This window comes from Gilliamella apicola (assembly GCF_003202655.1).
In the GTDB taxonomy this organism is placed as follows: Bacteria; Pseudomonadota; Gammaproteobacteria; order Enterobacterales; family Orbaceae; genus Gilliamella; species Gilliamella apicola_R.
The window spans coordinates 158,533-174,203 of the sequence record NZ_QGLR01000018.1 but is presented as its reverse complement, the minus strand read 5'-3'; the positions used below and the strand labels follow the sequence as shown (position 1 = coordinate 174,203).

Here is a 15,671-nt window from a genome sequence, read left to right as displayed (position 1 = left end):
AGTCAGAAGTGGCAATTAAATTTGAAAAAGGAATTTATTATGAAGCTATTAAGCTTTTTGTCACCACTAACACATGAAAAAACATGGGGTTGTGTTAAAAATGACAATGTATATGACTTGAAAAAACAGTTAGGTGACAACTATCCAGATCTAAAATCAGCCATTTCTAACAATATTTTAAGTGAATTAAAACAATTGAAATTGGCGCATCCAGATTATCCGCTAAATGAAATTCATTTTTTACCTGTTATTGATAATCCAAATAAAATAATTTGTGTGGGAATGAATTATCCAGAAAAAAGAAAGGAATTTGAACAATCTACCAATGCCCCAACACTTTTTATTCGATTTCCTGATTCGCTTGTTGCACATAATGAATTCATGCATAAACCCAATTCAACAAATGAATTTGATTATGAAGGTGAATTAGCAGTAATTATTGGTAAAACGACCAGTAACGTATCAAAAGAAAAAGCTCTAGAGCATGTTGCTGGTTATAGCTGTTTTATGGATGGTTCCGTCAGAGATATGCAATATACTTGGTTTACTTCAGGTAAAAATTGGCCCAAAACGGGGGGGTTTGGGCCTTGGCTAGTCACATCTGATGAAATTACTGATCCGCAAAAACTGCACATTACAACTTCATTAAATGGACTCCAAGTTCAAAGTGAATCTACAGGAAATATGATCTACTCTATTTCTTATTTAATTGAGTACATCTCAAGATTCAGTAAACTTGAAGCCGGTGATGTTATCATAACAGGTTCACCAGGAGGCGTTGGCAAAAAAAGAACCCCCCCGCTGTTTATGAAAGAAGGAGATATTATTGAAGTTGAAATTAGTCAAATTGGTAAATTAAAAAATAAAATTTTGGACTGTTAACCTAAACTTCTGTTTTTCCTTACTTATGTAAAAAATTAAAACTTAAAAACGTGTTAGCATATCTTCCATGCTGCGAATGATATGCTGATACATAAGATTTTTTGCCAATTCTGCATCATATTCAATCATTGCATTCAAAATATTACCGTGTTCTTTAGATGAAAGAATAGCGTATTCTTGTTCAGAAATATTCGAACCTAATGATAATCCATTCCACATTTCCGATAAGATAGAATTAATTTTATTATTGCCACATGCGGCCCAAATTGCCATATGAAATGCTTGATTATAATTGGTATAATCAACGTAATTATCATTTTCAATAGCGTTTTTTCCACATTGATAAGCATCAATAATTTCAGATAGATCGGCTTTATTTTGGCAAACTTCTGCGACAGCTTCGCGTTCTAAAACTGCGCGAGTCACATAGTGATCTTTGATAAATTTCTTAGTAATTCCTAAAACTTCTGCCCCTTTATTATGGCGTAATTTAATAAAACCATCTCTAGCCAAAATCTGAAAAGCTTCTCTGACTGGGGTATTTGAAACTTCCAATTGCGATGCAACACCATCAAGCGTCACAATTGTGCCTTCTTGTATCTCTCTGGTTAAAATGGCTTTGCGTAAAACCGAAGCTATTCGTTCTCTCATTGGTAGTAACTTCAGTGGTTGCAATTGATTCATCTAGGTTAACTCCTATTTAACTTTTTTGTTAAACTATCAGCTAATGAAAAATAATATTTGTATACAAATTTGGCTATTGCTTTTAATTCATGTGTCTGAATTGATGTTATTAAACTATTATGTAAATCTTCATCACTAGATTTTTTTTCAATATTATCCCAAACATATTGTGGATAACCCACTAATAATCTTGAATAATTTTCTTTAATAAAATAATTGTCGATTTCGGTTAATAAAACTTGTCGAAATTGTTTGGCATCTGCAACAAGTATATTTCTTATATCTTTTTTTGAATTTAACAATATTTTGATAATTTGGATCTCAACCGATGCGATTAATTCAAAAATATCTTTTAACAAATCAATCTTCGGACCTACTACTAATACGTGTCGATTAGGTAATCGCGATAAAAATCCTTCTAATTCTAATATAAGAAACGCTTCTCTAACTGGAATCCTAGATGTATTAAGATATTGGGCTATCTGTTCTTGAGTGAGCTGTTCACCATTTTTGAACCTACCAGATATGATCTCCTGCCGCAATATCTTTGCTATTCGATCTTTGGTTTGAGTGTTATCTAGCTTTGGTAAAATATTATCCATTATATTATCGGTTTCAAATAAAATTAGAACAGAGATTATTCCTTAGATTATCTGTTAGTACAAGCCTTCAAATTCTAAAATAATTTTTAAAAAGTATAAATATAAGATTATTTTTACAATTAAATATAATTAAAAAATCATATTTAATTAAATTATTAAAAATACTTAATCAATCTCAAGTTACGTTAAAAATAACCAAATATGCTTTTATTATATATGTTTCATTATTTATGGCGTTATTTAATAATATAAAATAATAAGTTAAATAATTTACTTAGTAGTTATTAATATATTGAATTTTAGATAGAAATAATAAGTTATTACTAATTTAAAATTGCTAGTGTAGTTATTGGAAATGTTAAGATTTTAGCCTCAAATAATTTTTACTCGAGAAGCTAGTTAATTATTATTTAATTATCTTATTAGTTTATAAGATTCAATAATTGATGGTTTTCAACTTTTTCAATTTGTTGCTCATAAAGATTAATTTGCTGTTCAGAAAAAGAAACATTATTGGAATGAGGTGCAAATTAGTACCAACACCAAAAGTTAGGAATTCATTATTTAGTTGATAACGAGTAGTATTGATACTCCAGACGAGTGTAACTAGTTTAGAATGTTGTGGATGTTGGTTAAGTTCAATTGTCATATTTTTCAATATTCTACAAAATTATGATTTAGATTTTGTATTTCATTACAATGGATAGAACTATTATAAACAATAAAAAGTAATTATAAATTTCTATTTCTTACAAATCTTGGTGGTGAATTGTGGTATTTTTTTCTGAGTAAAAAAAACGAGTATTTTACCGTAACTAAAACGAAAATAGCTGTAAGTATAAGAGCATACACACCCATTCCCCATCCGTAAGGAATATTAATCTTAAATAGATTGTTCAATATTTCAGGTATTAAAATAAATAGTATAAATGAAAAGCCCAATCCTCTGGTGAATGCTACCCTAAGTGTTTCGTTAATTTCAGAGCCTGTAGCTGAATAAATCACCTCAGCAAAACAGCCTGTACAAATTGTTTGTCCCTTTTCAACAAAAGTATGACAATGTCCACAAAGCCATCCTTCTTTTGCTTCTTCGATGTTTGATTGTTCTATCCCTTCTAACTCATGACGACATGATGCTTCAGCATCTATTTTCCATTTTTGAAGTAATTCTATCGGGTAACTCTTTTCATCTTTATCTATAAGTGTAGCACATGTTGCACATAACCAGATTCCATTAGAAATATGTTGCCTTTCTTTACTATCTAGCAGAGGGTTATACCTCGGACCATTCTCTGACGCAGCTGTTATATGTGCTGCAATCCCGATAGTTGTTACCTTTTCCTCATGAAAATTAGGCCCGGATGTTAAGCACCGGCAATTAGGATTAGAACATCGATTACCTACTCGACCTTGTAATATTCTTTTTGTATTTTCTGTGAAATCATCTCTATTATTTGCCATAACACAATCCTTTATAAATCACTTTTTTATATTTTAATTAATCTTATTTAATTAAATTTTCACTTGATATTCAAAATATGCGTTAAAACTAAATATATATGTAAAATAGTCTATTACTATAGACACCTTTGCAATCGTGGAAGCTTCTTAACTCCATAGCTAAGAACATCAAGCAAAATCTATGAGCCATTACGTTTTTTTATTTTTATACTTTTTCGTTGATCATTTACAGAACTAATAGCTCTTGGTAGTTTATTTTTTGCCATATCCAAATTGTTGGAGTCTAACTCATCAAAACATTGTTTTAAAAGTGTTAGTGCATTTATATTTTTTCTAAAAAAATTGGCTATTTTTATAAAATTTAACCCCTAAACACTTCTCTAACATGCCATTCAATAAACCTGTCATGTAAATAATCGCTTTTCATTCGAGGTAATAAAATGTTTTTGCCGTCGAAATCCCAAAATAGTTTTTCAACTATTTGGTTTCCATTTACGCCGCTTGATACTTTGATTTTTAGATTACAATCAAGCCCGATAGCGCCCATATCGAAAGCGGAATGATGTAATGAACATAGTGCTAAACCATTATTTACAATGCATGGTCCGCCGTGTTGTTTCCATTTTACGTGAGCAGCTTCAAGGCCGATTGATACTGAGTCATGCCTTAAATCGTAACCGCAGATGGCACATTGATAGTTGTATGCACGTAATACGAATAGTTATTCAACTTTTTTGTTTACTATTAAGCTTCGAGTATTAATCGTTCATTTAAATCTTTTTCAGTTTTCTGCAAATATGAAACAATCGGTAAATCAGCCTCTGCCCAATCTAGATCGTTTAATTTACTACTATCTAACCAACAAATCATATTATGTTCTAAACATATTGGATCATTATCAATTAGCTGACCAAGAAAAGCGTTGATTTTAACTGTGCCAAAATCATAATTATGTTCTGTTGTTAGTAAATATTTTTTGATCGAGATATTACAACCTAATTCTTCTTTTATTTCACGAATGAGGGCATTTTCTAATTGTTCGCCAGGTTCAACTTTTCCGCCTGGAAATTCCCATTTATAGGCTAGATATTTCGTGTTAGCTCGTTGAGTACATAAAAATTTACCATTTTTAATAATTACAGCAGCAACAACATTAATAATTTTATTCATTCTTTGAAGCGATATCTCGCCCTCTTAAAGTTGCAATTTTTTTCAATTTATTTATATCATCTATATCTTTGACAATATGCATTTTTCGATGGCAATTAGGACATAGTGCAACAGTATTTTCAATTGCATCCTCACCGCCTTCAGACAACCAAATAATATGATGGCATTCTAAATAAGGAATTTTGTCTTTTGTTGTAAATGGTGCCGGATTTTCACAAAGATCACATTTACCGTTAGCTTTACGTTTAATAAATTCAGCTAGTTCAGGACTTCTTATATATTGAGGGGTAAGAACTTCGCGTTTACCAGGTTTTTTATTTTGCTTAATAACTTTATCTAATAATTTATCAGTTTTATATTTATGAACCTGATGTTCTTTGGCTTTTACATAATTAGATAATATTTTTATCGGTAATTTGTTTTCGATAAGTTTGAGTGGAAATATCCATACTTTACGTAAAGTTTGGTTGGCATCTAATTGTTGTGTTTGATAAGGCTCAGCAGCCTTGGTTAGACGACCTAAATAGGTATATTCTTTATCTTTAAATACTTCAAAATAATGCACACTAATACCATTTGATTCAATTTCATTTAGTGTCTTATTTTGCATAAAGTCTAAACTTTGATCTCCTTTTTGCCCCATTCCAGTATAGTAAAGTATGTCTCCATTCCAACTATCAGAGTATACCGATTCAATATGATTAGTAATAAGTACTAATGTTTTTGTTCTATTGGATTTTCGCATTCCGCTTTGAGGACTACACTTAAATATTTCACATAATTGTTTATTATTAAGGATAACTCCAGGCGTTAGATTTTTTATTTTGTCCATTAGTGTTCTTTCCCTTAATCCCTAAACACTTCTCTAACATGCCATTCAATAAATCTGTCATGTAAATAATCATTTTTCATTCGAGGTAATAAAATGTTTTTGCCGTCGAAATCCCAAAATAGTTTTTCAACTATTTGGTTTCCATTTACGCCGCTTGATACTTTGATTTTTAAATTACAATCAAGCCCGATAGCGCCCATATCGAAAGCGGAATGATGTAATGAACAAAGTGCTAAACCATTATTTACAATGCATGGTCCGCCATGTTGTTTCCATTTTACGTGAGCAGCTTCAAGGCCGATTGATACTGAGTCATGCCTTAAATCGTAACCGCAGATGGCACATTGATAGTTGTATGCACGTAATACGATTTGTCTGAATTTAGGATCTCGGTATTTATTGGATTCCATTAGATTGAAACCCAATCGGTTAATTAAGTTTTCTTGCACACTTTCAGTAAAATGCTGGCTTAAAATTTGTCCTGCTAATTGATCAATAATGGTAGGATTTGTTTTTATCAGTCGATACGTTTGTTCATCAAAGCCACCGAGTACTTGGTGAGAAGCAAGGGTTTTGCTGGTTGGTTCTTTACTTGGCAAAATCGGATTAGTGCAGTTTTCAAAATTAATCAGTTGCCAAAAACCATCATTTTTCAGACGCCAAAAAGGCATATTGGGATAATAGTGTTTACGTTGAGGGCCAAAGCGAGCAAGTAAATCGTGTAAAGGTTTTTCAATTTCTTTTTCATAATCAAACAAGCGATCATGACCTTGTTTATATTGTGCTAATACATAAAGTAATAATAAAGGTTTATGTGGAGCTCGTTGATCGCCTTTTTTCCAAATAGTGATTTTGGTAATTTGTTGTTGTAATTGTTTAATATCCATTAGCACTCAAAATAAAGGTAATAAGTTGGAAAATATTACAAATATCATATTGTTTTTGTGATCTGCCTCACAAAATTCTAACTTAGTATGAAAAAAATGAATCAATATTTGCTAGTTAGATCTAAAAATTATTTTTAACCCTCACAAACCCAAACCAATTTATGAATATGCGTAAATCGCATAATGGTATGTAAAATTGATATTTCCTTATTTGTCGTTAATCGTTTTTAATTAAGCTTAATTAAAACTAGATAGGTAAGGAAACATTATGGCTTTGATCCCTCCTCACGCCAGCGACCAGTTACAACCACTTCTTGTTAAAGACGATGATCGATTGGCATTACAGCATTATGCAAAAAATCTACCGGCAATTACGCTCTCAAGTCGTGAGACTGGTGATTTAGTGATGTTAGGAATTGGTGGTTTTACGCCACTGTATGGTTTTATGCGGGAAGAAGATTGGCGCAGTGTTTGCGATAATATGCATTTAGCAAATGGTGTTTTTTGGCCAATTCCTATCACAGTATCTGTGACCGATGCTCAAGCTGATAGCTTAAAATTGGGTGATGATATTGCGCTTAAAACACCTGATGGGCAGATAATTGGTATTTTGAATGTTGATAGTATTTATCGACCAGATAAGCAATTTGAAACGATGCAGGTGTTTACAACAACCGATCAAAATCATCCTGGTGTTGCGATGCTTATAGCTCAGCCACCGGTTAATTTAGGCGGTAAAGTGCGTGTTTTCCATGATAATGGTTTTAAAACGCAATTTGGTCAATATGCATTAACACCACAAGAGACAAGAGAACGTTTTAATCAATTAGGTTGGCATAAAATCGCCGCCTTTCAAACGCGTAACCCTATGCATCGTTCACATGAATATTTAGTCAAAACAGTATTAGAGCTTTTTGATGGGGTACTTATCCACTCTCTATTTGGCAATTTGAAAGCAGGTGATGTACCGGCAAATATTCGTCTGAAAGCTATTAATACCCTAATTTATAACTACTTTGTGCCTGATTCCGTTGTTCATTCTGGGTATCCTTTAGATATGCGTTACGCTGGACCCAAAGAGGCGTTACTACATGCTCTTTTTAGGCAAAACTATGGCTGTAGTCATCTTATTGTCGGTCGTGATCATGCTGGTGTCGGTAATTATTATTCGCCGTTTGCTGCACAAGAGATTTTTACTCAATTACGGGATGAAGATTTACTCATTAAACCCATCAAAATTGACTGGACATTTTATTGCCATAAATGTGCAGGTATGGCATCAAGCAAAACTTGCCCACATGACAGTAGTGAGCGTGTTCTTATTTCAGGTACTGAGGTAAGACGGCGTTTACAAACAAAAGAGCCCATACCTGAAACATTTAGCCGACCTGAAGTTGTTGCTGAATTATATCAATGGGCAAACCAGTAATATGCAAAATAGATAATTACTCATCGATAAGTTGATAAAGAGGAAAGCCATGTTAGATTTAACCAAAGTTAACCAGAAATTACAAAATCAGTCACCATTAACCATTATTGAGTGGGCGTTAAAGAAGCAGCAAGATATTCCTGTCAAAAGTATTATCAGTACCCATTTTGGACCATATGAAGCGGTGTTACTTCATCTTGTTACCCAAGTTGACCCAAATATTCAGGTTGTTTGGGTTGATAATGGTTATGCAACAAATGCCACCTATCGTGTTGCCAATAAAATTACAAAGCAACTCAATCTTAATCTACATATTTTTGTACCACAACGAACGACAGCTTATTTAGATGTGCGATACGGTGGATTACCTGAATTAGATACCCCAGAACATACCGAGTTTACCCAAATTGTCAAAATTGAGCCGTTTAATCGTGCTTTAGCCACACTCAAACCAACATTGTGGTTTACTGCGTTACGTCGTGAACAATCAGCCTTAAGGCAGGAGTTAAATATTGTGACAAAAGCGGGAGATAATTTATTTAAGATTGCCCCACTCCTCGACTGGACAAGTCAAGATATGCAGAACTACATTGAAAAACTTAATTTACCTAATGAGATGGATTATGTCGATCCGACGAAAGGACCGCAAGGTAGAGAGTGTGGCTTACATAAAATAACCTTCTGATTTTAGAGATAGATCCACATTGGAGTTTGCTGGTAAGTGTTGAGTAAAACAATATTGTTCGGATTTAACAGAACATTTAAAGATTGCTAGATACTTGCAATTTACCGATAGCTCCAAAGCTAGCAGATAAGGGAATCATATGAGCACACAACATTTTCCTTTTAATTGTGATGAATTAAAAAAAATTATTGAAAAGTCCAGCGATAAACAGCTCGCTTGGTTGTCTGGATATTTATGGGGAATTGCGGAAAGAAGTTCAAATGAACAAGCGTTACCGTATATCGCAACTGCCACCGACGTAACGCAAGCTGAGCAAGCGAAAAAAGTGACGATTTTATCAGCATCACAAACAGGTAATGCTCGTCGAGTAGCAAATGAGTTAACTCAAGATATTGAGCGTTTAGGTATTGAAGTGACTCATCTGCCTGCTGGCGAATACAAAGCCAAAAAACTGAGTCAGGAAGAAATTTTAATCTTAATTACTTCAACACAAGGTGAGGGCGAACCACCAGAAGAAGCATTACCACTCTATAGATACCTTTTTGCTGGCAAAGCCCCTAAATTGGCAAATCTACAATTTGCGGTAATGGGTTTAGGTGACTCTTCTTATCCAAAATTCTGTCAAGCTGCTAAAGATTTTGATCAACGATTAGCTGAATTAGATGCTCAGCGTATGTTATTACGCGTTGATGCTGATACGGATTTTCAAACTGTAACTACCAATTGGCGACAGTCAGTAATTGATAAACTGAGCAGTCTACAACAATCAGCTTCAAAATCATCAACCGAAAATAATACTTCAAGTAGCGTCGTTGTTAACAGTAGCCTTTATCACCGCGATAATCCCTTTATTGCACACGTTAATGTGAATCAAAAAATTACTTCTCGCGATTCGGATCGAGATATCCGTCATATTGAATTTGACCTTACTGGTTCTGATATTAACTATCAACCTGGCGATGCGTTAGGAGTCTGGTATCAAAATAGCGATGAGCTTGTCGATGAACTTCTTAATATTACCCAGCTTACAGGTAATGAGCCTATCGAACACAATGGTCAACAAATTACCTTAAAAATGGCTCTGATTGAGCATGTTGAATTGACTCAAAATACACCTGTCATTATTGAGAAATACGCCCAAGCAATTCAAAATCCTGAACTGCTTAACTTAATCAAAGACAGAGAAGCTTTGATTGAAATGAGTCAAACATTACCACTTGTTGATATGCTTAATCGTTATCGTGGCAATCTTACCGCACAAACATTAGTTGCATTGCTTCGACCTCTAACACCTCGTTTTTACTCCATTGCATCAGCGCAAGATGAAGTTGGAGACGAAGTTCATCTTACCGTAAATGTGGTGCGTTATCAGATCGAAGGTAAAACGCGTACTGGCGGTGCATCAAACTTTTTAGCCAATCAAATTGCCGACCAAGATCAAGTAAAAATTTTTGTTGAACATAATGATAACTTTAGATTACCTAATGATACTAATACGCCAATCATCATGATTGCTGCTGGCACTGGCATTGCACCATTTAGAGCTTTTTTACAACAACGTAGTGCTCAATGCGCTACGGGTAAAAATTGGTTATTTTTTGGCAATCCGCATTTTATTTCTGATTTTCTGTATCAAGTGGAGTGGCAAAATTATGTTAAAGAAGGTCTGTTAACGAATATCGATCTTGCGTGGTCACGCGATCAAGCCGAGAAAATATACGTACAAGATAAATTAATTGCTCAAGGCAGTGAGATTTGGCAATGGTTGCAACAAGGTGCTTATATCTATGTTTGTGGGGATGCGAAGCGCATGGCAAAAGCAGTTGATTTAGCACTACAACAAATTCTGATGACTCAAGCTCAATACAATCAAGAGCAAGCCATCAACTATCTGGATGAATTAAGAAGTCAAAAACGCTATCAACGAGATGTTTATTAACACATAACCGACATAACAACTAATTTTAATTTATTGAGTGATGTAATATGAGCAATGATAAACCTAAAACAGTTACCCTAACTCAAGTGGTAAATTTAACACCACCGCAAAATGATGTCTCAGATCTACCATTATCGGATTCTGAACGATTTAAACGAGAAAGTAATTATTTACGTGGCACCATCGTTGACGATTTGAATAATGGTTTAACAGGTGGCTTTAATAGTGATAATTCTCAGCTCATCCGCTTACATGGCATGTATCAACAAGATGACAGAGATATTCGTAAAGAACGCCTAGAACAAAAACTTGAGCCACTAATCAACATGATGCTACGTTGCCGCCTACCGGGAGGGATTATCACTCCCAAACAGTGGTTAACGATTGATAAATTTGCCACCGAGGCAACAAAGTATGGCAGTATTCGGCTGACTACTCGACAAACATTTCAGTTTCATGGTCTGTTTAAACGCAATCTTAAATCAGCTCATCAACTATTACACAATATAGGACTTGATTCGATTGCCACCGCTGGCGATGTTAATCGTAATGTCTTATGTACTTCAAATCCAGTAGAATCAAAAGTTCATCAACAAGCTTACTACTGGGCAAGCAAAATTTCAGAACATCTTTTACCAAAAACCCATGCTTATATTGAAATCTGGTTAGATGGTGAAAAACTACCCACACCCGATAGCGAACCCATTTTAAGTTCAACTTATTTACCGCGTAAATTTAAAACTACGGTGGTTATCCCACCTATTAATGATGTTGATGTTCATGCCAATGATCTTAGTTTTGTCGCTATCGCCGAAAAAGGTGAATTGATAGGTTTTAATGTGTTAGTTGGCGGTGGTTTGGCAATGACTCATGGAGATAAAACAACCTATCCTCGTAAAGCGGATGATTTTGGTTTTATCCCAGTAGAAAAAGTGCTGACTTTTGCAGAAGCCGTTGTTACCACACAGCGAGATTGGGGCAACCGTCATAATCGCAAAAATGCCAAAACCAAATATACACTTGAACGTGTCGGTGTGGAAAACTTTAAAAAAGAGGTAGAGCTACGCGCAGGTAGTGCTTTTTTGACCAGTAAACCTTATAAATTCACGCAAAGAGGTGATCAATTTGGTTGGTATAAAGGTATTGATGATAACTGGCATTTAACGCTGTTTATTGAAAATGGACGATTACTTGATTATCCAAACAAACCATTAAAAACGGGTGTTGCTGAGATCGCTAAAATTCATCAAGGTGATTTGCGTATTACCGCTAATCAAAATCTAATTATTGCTAATGTTCCGGAACAACAAAAAGAAGCTATTGAAAAAATTGCCAGAGAGTATGGGCTGCTTGACGATACGGTCACATTACAGCGTAAGTATTCCATGGCATGTGTTTCTTACCCAACTTGTCCTCTTGCTATGGCCGAAGCCGAACGATTTTTACCAACGTTTGTCACTCAAATTGAACAGATGTTAACTCAGCATCACTTATCTGAAGATTATATTATTTTACGAGTGACAGGTTGTCCTAATGGATGTGCAAGAGCGATGTTGGCCGAAGTAGGCATGGTTGGTAAGGCGCCCGGTCGTTATAATTTATATCTTGGTGGTAATCGAGAAGGTACACGAATTCCACGTTTATATAAAGAAAACGTAAGTGTTGATGAAATTTTATTAGCACTTGAACCATTAATTGAAGCTTGGTCAATTCATCGCAATAAAGACGAAGGTTTTGGCGATTTTGTTATCCGTCATGAAATTGTCAAACCAGTAGTAAACTCAGCGATTGATTTTTATCAGGTCGTTAATTAAAGATCATATACAGGTTTGTAGAACCTTATGACGTGCTTATTTGCTGATAAAAAACATATATAGCAATAAGGCATATGGTTATTACTTAATCATATTTGTCTTTTTTATATGTTCTTTTATACTTAAGTGAGTTATTAAACTATCTAATTTTATTAATAAAATTAACAATAAACATAATTTATAAATTAGATAACCTGCCTATAACCAGTTTGATAACAGTGTTTATGCTGGGTGGCGATCCGTTTTTTTAAATAATTCACTTTTTAGTACATGTTATTAATTATATACAGCAAATTATTTTAGATTAATGCAATACAATTATATCGATGGGAATAAAGTAATTTTTTCTTGGAAGATCGCTATCATGAACATACAACAATTAAGAATTATTCGAGAAGCAGCGCGTTGTAATTATAATTTAACCGAAGTAGCAAATACTTTATACACCTCCCAATCTGGAGTAAGTCGACATATTAAAGAGTTAGAAGAAGAACTCAATATTGATCTTTTTATCCGCCAAGGAAAACGCCTAATTAACATGACTGAACCAGGATTAGAATTGGTCGTGATTGCAGAACGTATTTTAAATGAAATTAATAATATACACCGTTTATCGACCATTTTTTCAAATAAAGATGAAGGTTCTTTAGTAATAGCAACAACCCACTCACAGGCTCGTTATATTCTCCCTAACATTATAAAATCATTTAGAGTACTTTTTCCGAAAGTCCATATTATTATCAATCAAGGCTCATCAAGTGAGATTATTGCCCAGCTTCTTTCTGGCGAGGCTGATATAGGTATTGATAATGAAAGAGTTGATAATAGCTCTCTTGCTACCTACCCTTTTTATCGTTGGCATTACTCGATTGTGACACCGAAAGATCATCCTTTAACCAAAGCCGACAAAGTAACATTAGATATGTTGCAACCCTTACCCATAATTACTTATCGACAAGGGATCTTTCCTCGCAAAAGCATCGATAAAGCATTTTCAGCGATAGGATTAGCACCCAATATATCATTGAACGTCCAAGAACCTGATGTGATTAAAACTTACGTTGAATTAGGTTTAGGAATTGGTATTTTAGGCAATAAAATGTATAACCCCGAATATGATATAAACTTGGTTCAACTAGATGCAAAACATCTGTTTGAGTCACATGTTACTTGGCTTGGCTTAAAACGTCATAAATTACAACGTAATTATATTTGGCGTTTTATTCAATTATGTAATCAAGAGCTTTCATTGGAAGATATTAAAAATCATGCTCTATTTGATCAGACTCATTCCAAAATGCCTGATTATCAGATTTAATTTATATTAATAAAACGATACATATTAAATCATAAACTCAAACAGCTCATCTTGAACAAAGATATTTACAAGTATCGGTTGCCAATAGATATTATCGCCCAATTCAACTTGCTGTTGTTCATATTGACGATAACTTACCGAGACATCAATATGCTTTGGTTGTCCTTCTACCGCAATTTCTAAAAAAACCGTTGGTCCAGCGGTGTGGATGCGTACTACTTGCCCTTGGATATCATTCTTTCTGGCCGTTTTAGCAATACTGATTTCATGAGGTCGAACATAAGCGATAGCAGACTGATCAGCCCAGTTACCTTGCTCTTTCATATCTTTTCGGAAATCACCAATAATTAAGGTATTATTTTCAATGTAACCATGTAATAGATTGACGTCCCCTAAAAAGTGCGCAACAAATGCTGTTTTTGGTTGTTTATAAACTTCTGCTGGCGTGCCTATTTGCTCTATTTGCCCTTGGTTCATTAAAATTATTTTATCGGCAACTTCTAGCGCCTCTTCTTGATCATGCGTAACAAAGATACTAGTAACATTCAGTTCATGATGAAAATCACGCAACCAGCGTCTTAAATCTTTACGAACTTTAGCATCTAACGCGCTAAAAGGCTCATCAAGCAACAAAACATTAGGTTTTGATGCCAAAGCTCGTGCTAAAGCAACTCGCTGTCGTTGTCCTCCAGATAGTTGGTCAGGATAACGTTTAGCAAAATTTTCCAGCTGAACTAATCCAAGTAACTGATTAACCCGCTCATTAATCTCGGTTTTGCTCAGTCGTATTGCTCTTGGTTTCATTTTTAATCCAAATGCCACATTTTCTGCTACATTCATATGGCGAAAAAGTGCATAATTTTGAAACACAAATCCAATATCTCGCTGTTTAGCGCTCAGCTGTGTTACATCAGTATCGGCAAAATATATTTTACCTGAGCTGGCTGTTTCTAAACCCGCTATAATACGTAGTAATGTAGTTTTGCCACACCCTGAAGGGCCTAAGAGCGCAACTAATTCACCTTGTTTTATACTAAAGTTAATATTTTTTAAGGCATCGAAGTTTTTAAAACTTTTATTAATATTCTGTAGTGAAATACCCATAGCTACCTCTTAGTTACCTATATAAAGTTCATTAACTAATCGTCGTTCAATCCATTGACGAATCAATAGTAATGTAAGCGACATAATTAATAGCAAAATCGCAACACTAAATGCGGCAACAATATTGTACTCATTGTATAAAATCTCTACATGTAAGGGTAACGTATTGGTGTAACCACGAATATGTCCAGAAACAACGGATACCGCGCCAAACTCACCGAGTGAGCGAGCAGTGCAAAGAACAACACCATGCATCAATGCCCATTTGATATTTGGTAATGTGATATAGAAAAAAATTTGCCAACCATTTGCGCCAAGAACACTGGCGGCCTCTTCTTCATGGGTTCCTTGAGCCATCATTATTGGAATCAATTCCCTTGCAACAAAAGGAACAGAAACAAAAATGGTTGCTAAGATAATACCGGGAATGGCATAGATTATTTGGATATTCCATGCCTGTAAAAAGGGATAAAATGCACTTTGTGCACCAAATAGCAATACATAGATTAAACCCGCAACAATGGGTGAAATAGAGAACGGTAAATCAATTAAGGTCATTAATATCTGTTTACCTTTAAATTGATATTTAGTGATAACCCAAGCAGCACATACACCGAATATGACATTTAAAGGCACCGCCACACCAACAGCAATAAGTGTCAATTTAAAAGCCGCTAAGGTATCTGATTCTGTGATCACCTGCCAAAAAGCCGTTATTCCATTGGCAATCCCCTGTGCCAATACTACCAAGAGCGGTAAAAATAACAAAATTAAAAACAATAATATCGCTAATAGTATTAATAATAACTGTACACTAGTTAATGCTTGTTTTTTATCGGCTGGATTTGTTGGCAGTTTCGGCAT

14 protein-coding genes and 1 pseudogene are annotated in these 15,671 nt (G+C 34.5%); 6 read left to right on the top strand and 9 right to left on the bottom strand.

The window, feature by feature from the left end; genetic code table 11:
- Positions 1–39: 39 nt before the first annotated feature.
- Positions 40–882: a fumarylacetoacetate hydrolase family protein gene (locus tag DKK70_RS15850; RefSeq protein WP_110434846.1), complete on the top strand. Its 843-nt coding sequence runs from the start codon at positions 40–42 to the stop codon at positions 880–882.
- A gap of 42 nt (positions 883–924) precedes the next feature.
- Here DKK70_RS15850 and DKK70_RS15845 read toward each other — a convergent pair whose 3' ends face one another.
- The 7 genes and pseudogenes from DKK70_RS15845 to DKK70_RS15815 all read right to left on the bottom strand — a co-directional run bounded on the left by DKK70_RS15845 (position 925) and on the right by DKK70_RS15815 (position 6,518).
- Positions 925–1,566, bottom strand: a complete 642-nt coding sequence (locus tag DKK70_RS15845; protein ID WP_086326590.1) for a GntR family transcriptional regulator — start codon at positions 1,564–1,566, stop codon at positions 925–927.
- A 5-nt stretch (positions 1,567–1,571) separates the two neighbouring features.
- On the bottom strand, positions 1,572–2,168 hold the full coding sequence (locus tag DKK70_RS15840) for a GntR family transcriptional regulator (RefSeq protein WP_110434845.1): 597 nt from the start codon (positions 2,166–2,168) through the stop codon (positions 1,572–1,574).
- Between the two features lie 732 nt (positions 2,169–2,900).
- Complete coding sequence (locus tag DKK70_RS15835) at positions 2,901–3,629, bottom strand: hypothetical protein (RefSeq protein WP_110434844.1); 729 nt, start codon at positions 3,627–3,629, stop codon at positions 2,901–2,903.
- 361 nt (positions 3,630–3,990) lie between these two features.
- Positions 3,991–4,344 (bottom strand): annotated as a pseudogene (locus DKK70_RS17740) (phosphorothioated DNA-binding restriction endonuclease); the annotation flags it as partial.
- 29 nt (positions 4,345–4,373) lie between these two features.
- A complete protein-coding gene (locus DKK70_RS15825; RefSeq protein WP_110434842.1) occupies positions 4,374–4,799 on the bottom strand; it encodes a (deoxy)nucleoside triphosphate pyrophosphohydrolase in 426 nt (141 codons plus the stop codon).
- The gene (locus DKK70_RS15820; RefSeq protein ID WP_110434841.1) at positions 4,792–5,631 is read right to left on the bottom strand and encodes an HNH endonuclease; all 840 of its coding nucleotides are present in this window, start codon (positions 5,629–5,631) and stop codon (positions 4,792–4,794) included. The genes DKK70_RS15825 and DKK70_RS15820 overlap by 8 nt, the downstream gene beginning before the upstream one ends.
- A gap of 14 nt (positions 5,632–5,645) precedes the next feature.
- Entirely contained in the window at positions 5,646–6,518 is an 873-nt protein-coding gene (locus DKK70_RS15815) for a phosphorothioated DNA-binding restriction endonuclease (RefSeq protein WP_110434840.1), read from the bottom strand.
- 268 nt (positions 6,519–6,786) lie between these two features.
- Between DKK70_RS15815 and sat the strand changes: the two genes are divergently transcribed.
- The 5 genes from sat to DKK70_RS15790 all read left to right on the top strand — a co-directional run bounded on the left by sat (position 6,787) and on the right by DKK70_RS15790 (position 13,703).
- A complete protein-coding gene (gene sat / locus DKK70_RS15810; protein ID WP_110434839.1) occupies positions 6,787–7,947 on the top strand; it encodes a sulfate adenylyltransferase in 1,161 nt (386 codons plus the stop codon).
- A 49-nt stretch (positions 7,948–7,996) separates the two neighbouring features.
- Complete coding sequence (locus DKK70_RS15805) at positions 7,997–8,632, top strand: phosphoadenosine phosphosulfate reductase domain-containing protein (RefSeq protein ID WP_025316705.1); 636 nt, start codon at positions 7,997–7,999, stop codon at positions 8,630–8,632.
- Between the two features lie 139 nt (positions 8,633–8,771).
- Complete coding sequence (locus tag DKK70_RS15800; RefSeq protein WP_110434838.1) at positions 8,772–10,571, top strand: assimilatory sulfite reductase (NADPH) flavoprotein subunit; 1,800 nt, start codon at positions 8,772–8,774, stop codon at positions 10,569–10,571.
- Positions 10,572–10,618: 47 nt separating this feature from the next.
- Complete coding sequence (cysI, locus tag DKK70_RS15795; RefSeq protein WP_110434837.1) at positions 10,619–12,385, top strand: assimilatory sulfite reductase (NADPH) hemoprotein subunit; 1,767 nt, start codon at positions 10,619–10,621, stop codon at positions 12,383–12,385.
- Between the two features lie 364 nt (positions 12,386–12,749).
- Positions 12,750–13,703 (top strand): LysR substrate-binding domain-containing protein, encoded by a 954-nt coding sequence (locus tag DKK70_RS15790; protein WP_110434836.1) that lies wholly within the window; start codon positions 12,750–12,752, stop codon positions 13,701–13,703.
- A 24-nt stretch (positions 13,704–13,727) separates the two neighbouring features.
- Here DKK70_RS15790 and DKK70_RS15785 read toward each other — a convergent pair whose 3' ends face one another.
- Positions 13,728–14,807, bottom strand: a complete 1,080-nt coding sequence (locus DKK70_RS15785) for a sulfate/molybdate ABC transporter ATP-binding protein (protein WP_110434835.1) — start codon at positions 14,805–14,807, stop codon at positions 13,728–13,730.
- Between the two features lie 9 nt (positions 14,808–14,816).
- The gene (cysW, locus tag DKK70_RS15780; RefSeq protein ID WP_110434834.1) at positions 14,817–15,671 is read right to left on the bottom strand and encodes a sulfate ABC transporter permease subunit CysW; all 855 of its coding nucleotides are present in this window, start codon (positions 15,669–15,671) and stop codon (positions 14,817–14,819) included.